The sequence below is a fragment of the Amycolatopsis sp. NPDC047767 genome (assembly GCF_040704195.1).
Classification (GTDB): Bacteria; Actinomycetota; Actinomycetes; order Mycobacteriales; family Pseudonocardiaceae; genus Amycolatopsis.
The window spans coordinates 1-14,654 of sequence record NZ_JBEYSJ010000068.1; the positions used below are offsets into that span (position 1 = coordinate 1).

General features: G+C 66.6%; 16 protein-coding genes and 1 pseudogene. 16 read left to right on the top strand and 1 reads right to left on the bottom strand.

Annotated features, from left to right (window positions below; genetic code table 11):
• From AB0878_RS48805 to AB0878_RS48850, 10 genes and pseudogenes are all read left to right on the top strand, one after another.
• A pseudogene (locus AB0878_RS48805) lies at positions 1 to 108 on the top strand (peptide-methionine (S)-S-oxide reductase); the annotation flags it as partial.
• Between the two features lie 52 nt (positions 109 to 160).
• The gene (gene tal / locus AB0878_RS48810) at positions 161 to 1,264 is read left to right on the top strand and encodes a transaldolase (protein ID WP_366590397.1); all 1,104 of its coding nucleotides are present in this window, start codon (positions 161 to 163) and stop codon (positions 1,262 to 1,264) included.
• A gap of 89 nt (positions 1,265 to 1,353) precedes the next feature.
• The gene (locus tag AB0878_RS48815) at positions 1,354 to 1,638 is read left to right on the top strand and encodes a hypothetical protein (protein WP_366590399.1); all 285 of its coding nucleotides are present in this window, start codon (positions 1,354 to 1,356) and stop codon (positions 1,636 to 1,638) included.
• Between the two features lie 112 nt (positions 1,639 to 1,750).
• Positions 1,751 to 1,900, top strand: coding sequence for a hypothetical protein (locus AB0878_RS48820; protein ID WP_366590401.1), 150 nt, complete (start codon positions 1,751 to 1,753; stop codon positions 1,898 to 1,900).
• A complete protein-coding gene (locus AB0878_RS48825) occupies positions 1,897 to 2,820 on the top strand; it encodes an alpha/beta hydrolase (protein WP_366590403.1) in 924 nt (307 codons plus the stop codon). Before AB0878_RS48820 ends, AB0878_RS48825 begins: the two co-directional genes overlap by 4 nt.
• A gap of 379 nt (positions 2,821 to 3,199) precedes the next feature.
• Complete coding sequence (locus AB0878_RS48830) at positions 3,200 to 3,847, top strand: sigma-70 family RNA polymerase sigma factor (protein ID WP_366590405.1); 648 nt, start codon at positions 3,200 to 3,202, stop codon at positions 3,845 to 3,847.
• Positions 3,848 to 4,054: 207 nt separating this feature from the next.
• On the top strand, positions 4,055 to 4,528 hold the full coding sequence (locus AB0878_RS48835; protein ID WP_366590408.1) for a cupin domain-containing protein: 474 nt from the start codon (positions 4,055 to 4,057) through the stop codon (positions 4,526 to 4,528).
• 208 nt (positions 4,529 to 4,736) lie between these two features.
• On the top strand, positions 4,737 to 5,663 hold the full coding sequence (locus AB0878_RS48840; protein WP_366590411.1) for a LysR substrate-binding domain-containing protein: 927 nt from the start codon (positions 4,737 to 4,739) through the stop codon (positions 5,661 to 5,663).
• A gap of 66 nt (positions 5,664 to 5,729) precedes the next feature.
• Positions 5,730 to 6,938, top strand: a complete 1,209-nt coding sequence (locus tag AB0878_RS48845; RefSeq protein WP_366590413.1) for a low temperature requirement protein A — start codon at positions 5,730 to 5,732, stop codon at positions 6,936 to 6,938.
• A gap of 193 nt (positions 6,939 to 7,131) precedes the next feature.
• Positions 7,132 to 7,818, top strand: coding sequence for a hypothetical protein (locus tag AB0878_RS48850; protein WP_366590415.1), 687 nt, complete (start codon positions 7,132 to 7,134; stop codon positions 7,816 to 7,818).
• A 101-nt stretch (positions 7,819 to 7,919) separates the two neighbouring features.
• On the opposite strand, the gene AB0878_RS48855 is transcribed toward AB0878_RS48850, so the two are convergent.
• Positions 7,920 to 8,690, bottom strand: a complete 771-nt coding sequence (locus AB0878_RS48855) for an SDR family oxidoreductase (protein ID WP_366590431.1) — start codon at positions 8,688 to 8,690, stop codon at positions 7,920 to 7,922.
• A 134-nt stretch (positions 8,691 to 8,824) separates the two neighbouring features.
• Here AB0878_RS48855 and AB0878_RS48860 point away from each other — a divergent pair, with 134 nt between their 5' ends.
• The 6 genes from AB0878_RS48860 to AB0878_RS48885 all read left to right on the top strand — a co-directional run.
• Positions 8,825 to 9,502 (top strand): GntR family transcriptional regulator, encoded by a 678-nt coding sequence (locus tag AB0878_RS48860; RefSeq protein ID WP_366590417.1) that lies wholly within the window; start codon positions 8,825 to 8,827, stop codon positions 9,500 to 9,502.
• A gap of 417 nt (positions 9,503 to 9,919) precedes the next feature.
• Entirely contained in the window at positions 9,920 to 10,966 is a 1,047-nt protein-coding gene (locus tag AB0878_RS48865; RefSeq protein WP_366590420.1) for a DUF418 domain-containing protein, read from the top strand.
• A gap of 106 nt (positions 10,967 to 11,072) precedes the next feature.
• The gene (locus AB0878_RS48870; protein WP_366590423.1) at positions 11,073 to 11,378 is read left to right on the top strand and encodes a DUF427 domain-containing protein; all 306 of its coding nucleotides are present in this window, start codon (positions 11,073 to 11,075) and stop codon (positions 11,376 to 11,378) included.
• Between the two features lie 241 nt (positions 11,379 to 11,619).
• The gene (locus tag AB0878_RS48875) at positions 11,620 to 12,900 is read left to right on the top strand and encodes an FAD-binding oxidoreductase (protein ID WP_366590425.1); all 1,281 of its coding nucleotides are present in this window, start codon (positions 11,620 to 11,622) and stop codon (positions 12,898 to 12,900) included.
• 356 nt (positions 12,901 to 13,256) lie between these two features.
• Positions 13,257 to 14,285: an alpha/beta hydrolase gene (locus tag AB0878_RS48880; RefSeq protein ID WP_366590427.1), complete on the top strand. Its 1,029-nt coding sequence runs from the start codon at positions 13,257 to 13,259 to the stop codon at positions 14,283 to 14,285.
• Between the two features lie 160 nt (positions 14,286 to 14,445).
• On the top strand, positions 14,446 to 14,654 hold a 209-nt coding region (locus AB0878_RS48885; protein ID WP_366590429.1), incomplete at its 3' end, for an aldo/keto reductase.

Here is a 14,654-nt window from a genome sequence, read left to right on the forward strand (position 1 = left end):
GAGGCCGAGCCCGAGCACCAGGACTACCTCCAGAAGTACCCGAACGGCTACACCTGCCACTTCCCCCGCCCCGGGTGGAAGCTGCCCAAGCGGGCCACGGCTTCGTGATCCCCGTCCGCGAGTTCAGCCTTGGAACGAGGCACGCAACGGAGGAAACGAAGTGGACGTAAGCGAAGACGGCGATCGGCTCCGCGAGCTCAGCGCGGCGGGCGTGTCGATCTGGCTGGATGAGCTCTCCCGCGACATCCTGGAGAACGGGGAATTCGAGCACCTCGTGCGAAGTCGTTCAGTCGTCGGCGTCACCACGAACCCGACGATCTTCGCCAACGCCATCACCCGGAGCAGCCGCTACGCCGCACAGCTGGATCGCTTGGCCAGGAACGGGATCGACGTCGCCGAGGCGGTTCGGGCGCTGACGATCTGGGACGTTCAGCACGCGGCGAACGTGCTCCGTCCGGTCTGGGAGCAGACCGGCGGCATCGACGGCAGGGTGTCGCTGGAGGTGAGTCCCGAGCTCGCCGGCGACACCGGCGCGACGATCGCCGAGGCGGTCCAGCTCTGGGAGCTCGTCGACCGGCCGAACCTCATGGTGAAGATCCCCGCCACCCGCGCCGGCGTCCGAGCTGTCACCGGTGCCCTCGCCGCCGGCGTGAACGTGAACGTGACCCTGGTCTTCTCGGCGCAGCGGTGCGCCGAGATCGGCGAGGCATACGTGGAGGGCCTCGAACAGGCCCGTGAGAACGGCCACGACCTCGCGTCGATCCATTCCGTGTCCTCTCTGTTCGTGTCCAGAGTGGACACCGAGGTCGACCGGCGCCTCGATGCCATGGGTGTCCCGGAGCCGCGCGGCCGCGCAGCCCTGGCCAATGCCCGGCTCGCTCACGAGGCCTTGTCAGGTGTCTGGGAATCCTCGCGATGGCAGAGCCTGGCCGCCGAGGGCGCCCGCCCACAGCGACTGCTGTGGGCATCCACGGGTGTCAAGGACGCGTCCTTTCCGGACACCAAGTACGTCACCGGTCTCATCACGCCCGGAACCGTTTCCACGATGCCACCCGCGACGCTCTCGGCGTTCGCCGATCACGGCGAGGTCTCCGGCGATCAGGTCGTCGGGCGCAGCAAGGAGGCGGCAGCGGACATGGCGGCCGTCGCCGCGGCGGGCGTCGACCTCGGCGAGGTGTACGACACGCTCGAGAGGCAGGGCGTCGCCAACTTCGCAGCCAGCTGGCGCACCCTCCACACCGCGGTCGGTGCGCTTCTCGTCTGAACGCCAACGCTTTCGCACCCGCATCAGTCCCGAAAGGAATCCCGTTGCCTCGATCACTGGAGTCACTCAGTCCTGCCGATGGCGACCAGGTGGCCACGAAGAACTTGCTGGCGGCGTTGACTGCCGGGCGGATCGTTTACGACAACGGCGCCGAACAAGTCTTCGACCACGACGGCGCGACCACCTACGTCGATCGGGGCCACTCCACCCACGGCGACTGGTACGTCGACGCCGATGGCCGCTTCGCCTCGTTCTGGCCGCCCAGCTACCGCGCCTCCTACGACCTGCACTGGATGGTCGAGGACGGCTCGATCGTCGGCCTGCGCTTCACCCACTGCGGAGACGGTTCACAGTTCTCCGGACGCTACGCCTGACTTGCGGACGGCGCGGCAACTGGCCCCATTTGTCGAGCGCAACTGGTCCCACTTTGGACTGCCTTCGTGGAGCCGGAGGCGTGATCGCAGCTTGCCTTGTAAAGTCGGAGGCATGATCATCATGGCGCCAGCCGATCGTCCGTCGCCCTCCGCGGTGCGTGGTGGCGGACAGGGGCAGACGGCTCTGGGATCGGTCGCGTTCGTCTCCGGCACCGGCGACCGGGTTGCGGTCGCGGACCCGGCCGGCAGGGGACACGAATGAACGCGCAAGAGCGCGGATTGTCCAAAGTGGCAGGCACGACGGCCCGGGCTCTCCCCGAATCGCTGGAGGTCCCCGGCGTCCGCCACCGTTACATCGACACGGGCCGGCTGCGCATGCACGTCGCGGAGGCAGGCGCGGGATCTCCCCTCCTCCTGCTGCACGGCTGGGCGAAGCATTGGTACATGTGGCGGCACGTCATGCCTCTCCTCGGCGACTCGCACCGGGTCATCGCGGTTGACTTGCGCGGATCCGGCTGGTCGGACGCGCCGAGGAGCGGCTATCGCACGGCCGACCTCGTCGGCGACACGCGGGCGCTGCTCGACGCTTTGGGGCTGGACCGGATCGCGCTCGTCGGGCACGACCGTGGTGCTGCCGTCGCCTTCCAGTTCGCGCTGGACGATCCGGACCGCGTCAGCCATGTCGTCGCGTTGAACGAGCTCCACCCTTACATGGATGTCCGACGGGTCGTCCGCAACGCCTGGCGATATCTGTGGACACCGTTTGTCGAGACACCTCTGCTCGGCCGCTTTGTCCTGGCGCACATCCCGTTCTTCACCCGTGCCTGGCTGCGTCTCGGTGTCACCGACCGGGCGTCGATGCCGGCCGACGCCGTCGCCGCGTACGTGGACGTGCTCCGCCAACCCGACATCGCGCGCGCCGGCGAGCAGCACATGTACCAGGTCGCCTACCACGAGTTCATCCCGATGCTCCGACACCCGGAAACCCGCAGGCTTCGGCCGCCCGCGCTCTTGCTCGCCGGCAGAGCCGACCTGTTCACGCCACCGGCAATGCCGGGTGACGCCACGCCGCACGGGGTCGACTTGCGCGTCGAAGTGGTCGATGGCGCGGGACATCATCTCCCCGAGGAGCGTCCGGACCTCGTCGCCGCCAAGATCCGGGAACACCTGAAGCGGATCTGACCCGTCGGAGACAGGCAGTCCTCGATGGTGAGTCGCCTCGAGGGAGTCCGCACCGTTGTCACCTCGGTGCGCGAGCGGTCGGCAGCGTGAAACGACAGCTGCAGGAGAGATCTCTGCCCGTCTGGGCTGTGCGGATTGCGCGTCTCACCTCGTCGGGGTGGGTACTTGTGGACTTTTTAGTCCTCTCTTGTTAGGAACGTAACTGTACGGATCCGCCGTCGGAACTTGTGCTCGATTTCGAGTTGTCGGGAAAGTAGTCACGGAACATGGCAAGAAGAATTCGAAGATGTTCGTCAGAGGGGCGTGGTGAGGTGACGCCACGTGTGGTTTGTTTTCGGAGGAGGTACGCCGCCGACGCCAGACTGAAACCGCAGCTCACATGACCGCCGGAGCAGTTGGTGGAGGGGGTCTGGTGGGCGGAAGAAGTTTCGACCCCGAGTCCGCCGCCTGGGTCCGGGATTTGAGCCCCGGAAGTCCGAAGTTCCAGGACGCCTGCCGAAGGCTGTACGGGCTGCTCGTCAAGATCGCGCGACGGGAGGCCAGGCGCAGGTCTTCGATCTTGGGGCTCGCCGGCCCTGAATTCGACGACGTGGCCCATCAAGCCGCGGCCGACGCCTTGGTGCGGATCACTCGTAAGATCGGTGAGTTTCGCGGCGATGCGCAGTTCAAGACGTGGGCTTACAAATTCGTCATGCGCGAGGTCGCGGTAAAAGTCGGCCGCCACGCCTGGCGCGACCCTCGCGTGTCCTTGGGTGGCGACGGGACTCGTCTCGCTCCTGCTTCCGTTCGTGATGAGCCGTTCGACCAGGTTCAGGCGAGTGAGCTCCGAGCAGCGCTCGTTCACGCCATCGAGAACGCGTTGACCGAACGTCAGCGGAACATCTTCGTAGGCGTGGCCATCGACCACATTCCGCCCGATACTCTCGCGGTCGAACTCGAAACCAATCGAAATGCCATCTACAAATCCGTGTTCGACGCGCGACGTAAGATCCGCGCCTATCTCGTCGCCAACGAGTTGATCTGGTGAAATGATCTGCCGCCGGCGATGACCAACGCAACGAAGATGCGTCCGGAATCAGCACCGCGCCGCGGTCCAGGCGAACCTCTCTGGTTGCGTACGAGACATGCTTGCGGTGCGGTGGACCACTCGAATCGGTGAGACGACGCGGTGGCGACGACGCGTAAGAGGGGGGACTATATAGTCCACTCCATGATCATCGGCTAGGAGGCTTTCATGATTCCAAGGCAGGTCGCAGGTCGCCTGTTCGCCATCGCTGCGCTCGCCGGTGCGGCAGCTTGCAGTTCGGCTGCCGAGAGCGCGCCGACCGCGGTGTCGGGCACCGTCGCTGCGGTGACGAGCGCGGCAGCAACGCCGCCGCAGGTGAGTGTGCTACTCCAACAGGCCCTTCCGAACGCCGAGGGCAAGACGTTCACGTCGCAGATCGTGGCCTTCCCGCCAGGCTCGGCCGCGCCCTCTCATCGTCACGGTCAGGCTTTCGTGTACGCCTACGTGCTGGAAGGTGATGTGCGAAGCAAGGTTGACGAGCAAGCGGTGACGACGTACCACCAGGGGCAAACTTGGTTCGAACTGCCCGGCGCCCATCACGTCGTCGCGGCGAACGCGAGCACGACCAAGCCCGCGAAGCTCTTGGTCGTCTATGTCTCCACCACGGGAGATCCGCTCCAAGCCAACGATCCCCATCAGTAGCCGGCCGAGGAGCTGCTCGGACCGGTCCTCCGCTTGCCGGTAAGACGGGGAGATGGACGGCACCTAACCACCTGTACGCGGACGCGCGTAATGGGGTTTGCGCTCTCCGGGTCCCTGAATCCGGGTACTCCCGTCACGCGCCCCGCTGGCGGCGGATTGAGGGTGTGTTTGCACGATGTCAATGAAGGCCAGAGATCCGCATGTCGACGTGGCGAGCAAGGTGACGACGCCCAACCTTCTCGACGGGCGCCTGAAGATCCGCCACGTACGGCTGGTCGACGCGATCGCTCGGCACGGCAGTCTTGTCGCGGCCGCTCACGACCTGAGCATCACACAGCCCGCCGCGACCCGGACACTGCGCGAGCTCGAAGAACTCCTCGGGGTCTCGTTGTACAACCGGCATCCACGCGGCTTGTCGCCAACCCTGTTCGGTGAAGCGTTCTCCGCGCATGCCCAGGCTGTTGTGTCCCAGATTCGCCAGGCCGGGACGCACGTGACTCAGCTTCGCACCGCCGATCTGGGAACAGTCTCGATCGGTATTCACCTGACCGGTTCGGATGCCCTGGTGCCGCGGGCGGTCGAGATCCTCAAGGCCCGGCACCCGCGCTTGACCGTCGAGCTGAACGAAGCGTTGCCCCGCAGGCTGCTCTCGGAACTGGCCTCGGGGCGCCTCGACCTCATCGTCGGCCGGCTGACCCAGCCCACCGACGAGCATTTCGTCCGGCTGCCGCTCCACGACGAGGCTGTGTCGCTCGTGGTCCGGGCGGAACATCCGCTCGCGGGCAGGGAGGGGATCGACCCCTCCGAGCTCTCCGCCTACCCGTGGATTTTCCCCAACGCGGAGGCTCGCTTGCGGGGTGAGCTGGACCAGTTTTTCAGCGCTCGGCGAATTCCGCTCCCGGTCGACCGGGTCGAGACCACTTCCTACCTTGCGATGAGACATTTGCTCCTCGCCACGAACTCGATTGCCCCGCTGTCGAGATCCATCCACGAGGGACTGCCGGGGGTTGTGAGTCTGGGCCCGGAATTCGATCTGGCGAGCCACAGTGTCGGCGTCACGCTGGCCGCCGGCCGAGATCTCGCTCCCGCGGCGAGTGCGGTGATCGGAATTCTGCAGGAGCTCGTCGGACCTTAGAACTGTTTCGTCAGCGATATATCCGACGGCGCCCGCACGCCGCCGCATTCAGAGAGATTCACGTCCATGACCCCTGGTTCCCGATTCCGGCTCGTCCCGATGAGGCCGCGCGACCCGGACGAGGCCGGCCGCGCCGCGTCGACGCTGGAGCTGTTCTTCGACCTCGTCTTCGTCGTCGCCGTGAGTATCGCGGCCTCGCAACTGCACCACGGGCTCGCCGACGGGCACGTGCTCGACGGGATCGTCAACTACGCTTTCGTGTTCTTCGGGATCTGGTGGGCGTGGATGAACTTCACCTGGTTCGCCACCTCGTTTGACACCGACGACTGGCTGTATCGGGTGCTCACCATCGTGCAGATGGGCGGTGTGCTCGTTTTTGCTTCGGGTATCGGTCCTGCTTTCGAGGAGCACGATTACTCGTTGCTCATCGTGGCGTATGTGGTGATGCGAGCAGTGCTCGTCGCTCAGTGGCTCCGCGCATCCCGGCACTCAGGTCCCACACGCCGGGCCACTCTCGTCTACGCGGCCGGCATTGCACTGGTCCAGGTCCTGTGGCTCGCCTGTCTGCTGCTTCCCTCCGGAGTGCTCACCGTCGCGCTGGTCGTGCTCATCGTCGCGGAACTCGCCGTGCCGATCATCGCCGAACGGACCGGGACAACGCCCTGGCACCCACACCACATCACCGAGCGTTACGGCCTGTTCACCCTCATCCTCCTCGGCGAGAGCCTCCTGGCCTCCGCCAACGCGATCATCGAGGCTCAGCACGACGTCGAGTCGCCCGGCCGGCTCATCGGTATCGCGGTGCTCACGCTCATCGCCACGGCGGCCCTGTGGTGGATCTACTTCTGGCCGCCACACCACCACGCCATCAAGGACGTCGCCGGCTCCCTCGCGTACGTGTACGGGCACTTCTTCATCTTCGCCGCCGCAGGCGCGTTCTCCGCCGGCCTCGAGGTCGAGATCGACGTCCTCACCGGGCACACCACGCTGCACCAGCCCTACGCGTCGTTCGCCTACACGATCCCCCTCGCCGTCTTCGTCCTCGGCATCTGGGCCCTCGCGATCAGGCCACACGCCGACCACGTCGTCAACACGGCCCTGCCTCTGGCCGGCCTCCTCGTCCTCGTCGACCCCCTCATCCCGGTCCCCTTCGCCCTCACGGCGGCGATCCTCGCCGCGGCCGTCGCCATCCTCGTCTGGCGACGGCCTGCTGATGGCCGCGCCTGCACGTCTGATGGGCAGGGGAGCGGCGAAGTCGGCGTCGGGAGCCGGTAAGGAAGCGCCGTTCCGCTGCCGCTATTACCCCAGGGCCGAAGATGTCACGCCGCAGACGACAAGTGCGCGAACCGGGCAAGGTGATCTGCGGACCTGCGCCGTCTGTGAGCGAGCCGCGCCGACCGTCGGTGGTGCCCGATGCGCCGAAACGCGGGATGGGCGGCTGATGCACACTACGAGCGGAGATTCACGAGTGACTGCCGAGGAAATCAGGAACGTGATCATCGTCGGATCGGATGCCTGCGGTCACACGGCCGCGGTGCACGGGCTTGAGCGTGCGGCCCATCCGCTTGACGCGGAATCTCCGGTCGATACCCCTGGCGAGACCGGAATCGAAGCGCGCAACGCGGTCACCCGCAGCATCGACAGCGAGTTGCTCGCCGACGAAGGAGGAGCTGTCGAGATTGGTGAGCAGGCGTGGCGTCGCCACTGCGCCTCGCTGGTGTTCGAACTCATCGGCGGCTACCTCGAGGACGATGTAGACCGGGTCGCCCAGGTCATTCGCCGGGTTCGCGCGAGCGGGCACGTGGGGGAGGTGCTCGCCGAGGCGACCAGATTCACCGCGTACCTTGCCGCCGAGGCTCGAGCTGCGGGCGCCCGGCTCAGGGCTGAGCAGATCCGAAAGGGGGTGCTGTCGCGGCTGGCCGCGACGGTGCCACCGCACCATGAGCTGGCTGTATCGACCGCCTTGGACGCCCTCTTCGAAGGACGTTTCTGCGGGGCGGGTGCTGCGTTCGGCGACGGTCCGGCAGCAGACCTGATCGCGCTACACGCTCTGACTGCGTTCACCGCGATGCTCGGCACCCACGTGTCCGCGCCCGGCGAATTCACGGCTGCCAACCTCGCTGCCTTCGCTTCGGCCATCCGCCCCCGTGACTGATTGCTCATTCCCGGTGGTACGCGGCACGTGACCGGAACGCCGCGTGTCAAGCGCTCGGCGCCGAGCTCGTCTCAGAGAGTTGTGGCGATGCCGTGCGTGACTCACCGAGCGGTGTATGCGCCCCCGTTGACGTGGACGACCTGGCCGGTGATGTGCGACGACGCTGCGCTCGCCAGGAAGAACACGGTGCCGGCGATCTCGGCGGGGGTGGCCGCGCGTTTGTCGAATGCCGCGGACACGCGTGCGGCGACCCACTCCTCGGTTACGGTGCGCTGGAAGAACTCGGTGTCCAGCGTGACGCCGGGGGCGACGACGTTGGCGCTGATGCCGCGGCCGGCCAGTTTCCGGGCGAGGTCGACGTTCCACGCCTCGACGGCGGCCTTGGCCGCGCCGTATGACCCCGACCCCTGCTTCGCCGCGATCGAGCCGATGGTGACGACGCGGGCGCCGTCGGCCAGCCGTGGGGTGAGGGCTTCGGTGATCAGCACGGTGGTGAGCACGTTCGCGTCGAAGTTGGCGCGCCACGCGGCGGCGACGCCGTCGAGGTCGCCTGCTTCGACCGGCGGTCGCTGCCGGTCGGTGTTGCCCCCGGCGTTGGTGACGAGCACGTCGACTGCGGTGGGCAGCTCCGTCAGCGCGCCGCGCACGGAACCCGGGTCGGCGGCGTCGAACGCCACGTAGCGGACGCCGAGTTCCTTGGCCGTGCGGGAGAGGACGTCCTCGCGGCGGCCGGTGATCACGACGTCGTCCCCGGCCTCGGCGAAGAGGGCGGCGGTGGCGGCGCCGATGCCGGTGCCGCCGCCGGTGACGACGACGGTGACGACGACGGTGCGGGAGGGGGTGCCGGCATGGTGAGTCCTTTGCGGAGACAGCGGAGGGGTGGCGGCGGAACTGGCACGCGCCACCGGAACGGCCACGTGCGTAGTCCAGTTCTAGAGGTCGATGTTCGTCATGTCAACGTATGTTCGAACATCATGGGTGACTTCGAGACTGTAGGGTGGCCCGCATGGCGACACCCGCGGCTTCCAAGACCCGTACCGATGACGTGTACGCCTGGCTGCGCGCCGACATCCTCGGCGGCGTCTTCCCTCCCGGCGAGCGGCTCAAGTTCCGGCCGCTGTGCGCCCGGTACGACGCGAGTGTCAGCCTCGTCCGCGAGGTGCTGAGCCGGCTGTCCGAGCAGGGCCTGGTGCGGGCGAATCCGCAGATCGGCTTCCAGGTGACCCCGATCTCCGAGGACGACCTGCTCGACCTGACCACCACCCGGGTCGACATCGAGTGCCTGGCGTTGCGGCGCGCGATCGGGCGGGACGACATCGGGTGGCGATCGAAACTCGTTGCCGCGCACTACACCCTGGCGAACACGCCACGTCGCGACCCCGGCGACCCCGGGCGCGTGACGCCCGACTGGGAATCGGCCCACGCCGAATTCCACGATGTCCTGCTGTCCGGCTGCGGCAGTGAGCGCTTGTACGCCATCGCGCGCGGCCTGCGCGACAGCGCGAAGCTCTACCGCCGCTGGTCTGAAGCGATCGACGCACAGGACCTCGAACGCGACCCGGCCGCGGAGCACGCGGCCATCACGGACCACGCACTGGCCGGCGACGCGGACGGCGCGGTCGCAGCTCTCGCCGATCACATCCGCCTGACCACGGACCTGATCCTGAAGTCCCGGCCTAGGTGATCGGCCAGCGCAGCAGCCACCGCATCGCGTTGCGTGAGATTTCGCCGGCCTCTTCGGTCAGTGTCCGGTCGTTCGTCCGCACCAGCCCGCGACCAGCCCGGATACCTGCTTCCGGGCCCAGCTGTCATCGAGCCTTGTGAGTGGACGATAAGGTCCATTGCTGTCAGGATCTGTCTATGGCGGGAAGGCTCGATGTCATCGACTGGACTCAATGGTCCGTTCCGCGTCATCGGCGAGAGTGTCAGTCGGCTTCGGGTTCGGCGCCTGCCTGAGCAAACGGCGATCGATCGTGCCGGGTAGCGCGTTCGGGCAACTCCGGATCATCCTCGGGATCGATGCCGGGTCATTCGGGACGGCGGTTGACTGTCCCCACCAACGACGCGATGGGAACTTTCCGTGGACGCGGCTACGATACCCATGACGACGGTCCGGCAGCGGATCGAATCGATCGACATCATTCGAGCGATCGCGGTGATGGCGATTCTGCTCGTGAACGTCGGGGCGTACTACACCACCGCCGGCCCCGGTCACCGGTCCGCGCCCGAAACGTCTGCTGTGGACACGTGGGCGAGCCGGCTCGTCGACCTGCCTGTGCTGGACAAGTTCCACTTCATTTTCGCGTTTCTCTTCGGAGTCAGCGCGGCCATCCAGTACGAGAACATGAGGCGGCGCGGAGACTTCTGGCGACCTTACCTGCGCCGGATGGGCATCCTGCTCGCGTTCGGCCTGGTGAACCTGACCGTGCTGCACGCGCCGGACGTGCTGACTGTGTACGCGCTCAACGGCGCCGTGCTCGCGCTGCTGTTCCGGGCGCCGCAACGGGTTCTGCTCGCGATCGGCCTCGTGACCGGACTTGTCGCCGACCTCGCCACCACGGGCGTCGCCGTCGCGGACCACTACGCGGGCGCCGGGATCGGCCAGGTTCCGTGGCTGGCAGCGGGCGTCGCGGTCCAGTCGTTCGGCCACACCGTACTCGGGTGCTGGGCGCTGCGCGCCGGGCTGCTGACAGCCGAACGGTACGTGCCGGCGATCCGGAAGCTCTTCGCGGTGACCGGGATCGCGACGATCGCCTTGTGGGCGTGGACCTTGTCGTTGTCGGATGCGAATCTCTCGCACGCGCTGGAGGAGAACCTCGCTGTCGTGCCGGCGGTCGCGTACCTCAGCGGGCTTGTGCTGCTGCTTCGTTCGCCCCGGCTGCGCGCAGCCTTGCTGCCACTGCAACGCTATGGCCGGATGGCACTCACCAGTTACCTCACCCACGCGATCCTCGGTCTCGTGCTGGTGGGTACGCTCGCTTCATTCTGGACGATCCCGACTGCCCTGCTGTTGCTGCTGTGTGTGCCGATCTGGGCAGTGCAACTGGTGTTCAGTCACCTGTGGCTCGCCCACTTCGCCTACGGCCCGTTCGAATGGCTGTGGCGAGCCGGGACGTACTGGACGCGACCGGTCTGGCGGACGCGCTGACCGGGTGCGCCGGTGCCGCAAGAATTGGTCCGGCGCACCGACTTCATGCCCGAATGACCGTCGTCGAGATGTAGCTCTTCGTCGAGAAACTATGAAAGGTGCGTTCATGAAGGTCAGTGTCGAAGGAATGGTTGTCGCCGAAGCCGATGAGGACGCCGTGGTCTCGATCGAAGGAAGTCGCTACTTCCCGCCGTCGACGATCGCCGAGGGGAGCCTCAAAGCGAGCGCGACGCCCTACACCTGCCCGTGGAAGGGCGCTGCCCAGTACTACGACGTCGTCGTCAACGGCACGGTCGTCCGCGACGGAGCTTGGTCCTACCCGGAACCGAAGGGCTCTGCGATCGAGCTGGTGGGGAAGGACTTCTCCGGGTACGTGGCCTTCGACCTGCGGCAGGTGGACCTTACCCCCTGAGGCGGTTTCGTACGCGCCACGCCGACGCGAGCGGCGTGAGCGCAACAAAGCTGTTCCCGAGCTCTGATATTCGGTTCACGTCAATGCCCAGATGAGGCGGAAAGATATGCACGAAACTCTTCGGACTTCTGCCCTTTCGTCCGCGCGAACAGAGGGGCTGGCGGTCCTTCGCCGGGAGGTCACCGGTGGCGTCTTCGTGCCGGGGCAGCCCGGGTACGCGGACGAATCCCGCCGGTACAACTTGCTGGCCCCGCTGGAGCCCGAGGTTGTGGTCAGCGCGGCTCGTGCGGAGGATGTCCGGGCCGCGGTGAGGTTTGCCGTGGCCCACGGGATGCCGGTAGCGGTGAAGAACTCCGGCCATCAGATGGTCTCCGCGGCTCACGGCGGTGTGCTCGTCACCACGCGGCGCATGAAGGGCATCTCGATCGACGCGCGGCGCCGAAGGGCCCGCGTGGAAGCCGGCGTGATCTGGCAGGAGGTCATCGACGAGGCAGCGCAGCACGGCCTGGCCCCGCTGAGTGGTTCGGCGCCGGACGTGGGGGTGGCCGGGTACACGCTGGGTGGCGGGCAAAGCCCTGTTCTCGGCCGGAGCCTGGGCTATGCGGCCGACCACGTGCACTCTCTGGACGTGGTGACGGCTGACGGGAAGCTGCGCACGGTGACCGCCGAGAGCGAACCTGACCTGTTCTGGGCCCTGCGTGGGTGCAAGGGCAATTTCGGGGTGGTCACCGCGCTCGAGTTCGAGCTCTTCCCGATCAGCCGCTTCTACGGAGGCTCCCTGTACTTCGAAGGCACACACCTGGCCGAAATCCTGCACGCGTGGCGCGGGTGGGTCACCGGGTTGCCGGTAGAGGCGACCTCGTCGATCGCTGTGCAGCGGTTGCCACCGCTTCCCGAGCTGCCGGCGCCGCTGCGGGGAGCGAACGTAGTCCATCTCCGTTACGCGCACCTCGGGTCCGAACAGGAGGCCGAGCGTCTGCTCGCGCCGATGCGCGCCGCCGCGCCCGCGGTCCTCGACGCGGTGTCAGAGCTGCCCTACACGGCTTCGCGGCGGATTCACAACGACCCCGAAGACCCGATGCCGTACTGGGACAGGACGACGTCACTGCGAGCGCTTCCCGCCGAGGCCGTCGACGCATTCGTGGAGGTACTCGGTCCTGAGTCCGGTTCGCCGCTGGTCAACGTCGAGATCCGGTGCCTCGGGGGTGCCTTCGACCGGGAGCCGGCGGTCGCCAACGCGGTCTCTACGCGGGGTGTGCCGTTCGTCGTGTTCGGTTTCGGTGTCGGTGGGCCCGATCAGGCCGAACTGATGCGCGGCAGCCTCGCCGCGGTGATCGACGCGCTGGCCCCCTGGTCGGACGGACGCCGGATGACCAACTTCCTTTCCCCGGACGAGGCCACCAGTCCGGCCGACATGGAAGAAGTGTTCGGTCCCGAGCGCTACGCCCGCCTGGTCGAGATCAAGAAGGCCTACGACCCGAGGAACGTCTTCCGGCTGAACCACAACATTCCGGCGGCCTGACCCTCGGGTGGCGGCCTGGGCCGCCCGGGGTGGCCGAAGCGGGCCGGTTCGACTGCCCGCTGTCGGGACGGTAAGAAGTTGCTCCCGCCAGTCACTCACTCTCTGAAGCGATCTACCGAGTCGGAAGTCGATCGGGTTGAAGTCCCGTAACTCGATCGGGGTTTAAGTGGCGTATCGGCCGGCGACCGGCCCCAGTCTTCAGCCGAACGAGCGACAGATGGGAGACGGGAGAATCCTCCGGCAGCACGTCTCTGTCAGGCCGATCCCGAGCGTGATGGCGCCTGGCCGGCCAGGTCGCTTCACCGTCCTGTGCGTCTGACGACGCGTAACGAGTACCGACTCCGAGCAGGAGAATGATGGGCATCAAAACAGGAAAGGTCAACAGACCCTTCACGTTCATTGCGGCTTTGGCGGCCTTCCTCCTCGTGATTTCCGCGACTTCGAGCTCCGCGGTGCGAAGCGGCAACGACGAGCAGGTCTCCGTGACGGCACAGTCCCTGTCGTCTTACCCGCAATCTCGACCGCCGGCCGGCTTTCACTCAAAATATGCGGAAGTGAACGGCTTCAGCATGCACTACGTGATGGGTGGAAAAGGCTCGCCCGTGGTCATGATCCACGGGTTCCCCCAGTGCTGGACCGAGTGGCGGCAGCAGATGGTCCCACTCGCCGAGAACCACACGGTGATCGCCGTCGACCTGCGTGGCACTTGTGGCTCCCAGGTCACGGCGGGCGGTTACCAGTCTGCGCAATTGGCGGCGGACGTGCATGAACTGTTGAAGCAGCTCGGGCTCAACAACGGTGTCCAGGTAGTCGGCCACGACATCGGTGATTGGGTCGCCTACGACTACGTGGCGCAGTGGCCGTCGGAGGTGCGGAGCTTGGCGGTGATGGAAGCCCCCATCCCGGATGAAAGCGTGTACAGCTCGCCCGTTCTCAACGCCGACCCGAACAAGCCCGCGGCGTGGCACTTCGGCCTGTTCCAGCTGGCTCTCGCCGAAAAGCTCATCGCCGGCAACGAACGGGTCCTGGTCGAGGACATGATCACCGAGTACCTGGGTGGCAACAAGTCGCCGTTCACGGCGTCGGACTACGACTTCTACGCCCACAATCTGAAGGAACCGGGCCACACGGCGGCGTGGATGAGCGTCTACCGCGGTCTCCGCGCCGACATCGAGCAGAACAAGGAGTTCCTGGCCCGGGGCAAATTGAAGATGCCCGTCCTCGCGATCGGCGGCGAAGATTCCTTCGGCCAGGCGGTCCCCGACCAGTTGCGTCGTTACGCCGTGAACGTCCAGGGCGGAGTCCTGAAAAACTCGGGCCACTTCGTGACCGAGGAGAAGCCACACGAAGTGACGGCCATGCTGCAGGCCTTCCTGCAGAAGTAACCTGCACCGTCGCCGGGCGAACCACAACAATCCCGGCCACCTACGAGAATCATCCACGTCCGTAGGTTCGCGCTGGTGGCGACTGCAGCGCCACCAGTGCGAACCAGGGTCGGGAATTCGATCGTTCCGTGAGTTTTGCTTGCACAGAAGGGTTTTCGAGTTGACGAGCGTTCCCGTAGTGAAGCTGAACAACGGCGTCGAGATGCCGCAGCTCGGCTTCGGCGTGTTCCAGGTGCCGTCGCCCGAGACGAAGGCGGCCGTGAAGACCGCGCTGGACGCCGGCTACCGCAGCATCGACACCGCCACGGCCTACGGCAATGAAGCCGCGGTCGGCGAGGCCCTCGCCGAGTCGGGCATCCCCGCCGACGA

Bases quoted from the DNA above. Each gene is read 5' to 3' on its own strand.
- AB0878_RS48820 (WP_366590401.1), top strand. From the start codon at position 1,751: ATGATCATCATGGCGCCAGCCGATCGTCCGTCGCCCTCCGCGGTGCGT.
- AB0878_RS48825 (WP_366590403.1), top strand. From the start codon at position 1,897: ATGAACGCGCAAGAGCGCGGATTGTCCAAAGTGGCAGGCACGACGGCC.
- AB0878_RS48830 (WP_366590405.1), top strand. From the start codon at position 3,200: ATGACCGCCGGAGCAGTTGGTGGAGGGGGTCTGGTGGGCGGAAGAAGT.
- AB0878_RS48835 (WP_366590408.1), top strand. From the start codon at position 4,055: ATGATTCCAAGGCAGGTCGCAGGTCGCCTGTTCGCCATCGCTGCGCTC.
- AB0878_RS48845 (WP_366590413.1), top strand. From the start codon at position 5,730: ATGACCCCTGGTTCCCGATTCCGGCTCGTCCCGATGAGGCCGCGCGAC.
- AB0878_RS48860 (WP_366590417.1), top strand. From the start codon at position 8,825: ATGGCGACACCCGCGGCTTCCAAGACCCGTACCGATGACGTGTACGCC.
- AB0878_RS48865 (WP_366590420.1), top strand. From the start codon at position 9,920: ATGACGACGGTCCGGCAGCGGATCGAATCGATCGACATCATTCGAGCG.
- AB0878_RS48870 (WP_366590423.1), top strand. From the start codon at position 11,073: ATGAAGGTCAGTGTCGAAGGAATGGTTGTCGCCGAAGCCGATGAGGAC.
- AB0878_RS48880 (WP_366590427.1), top strand. From the start codon at position 13,257: ATGGGCATCAAAACAGGAAAGGTCAACAGACCCTTCACGTTCATTGCG.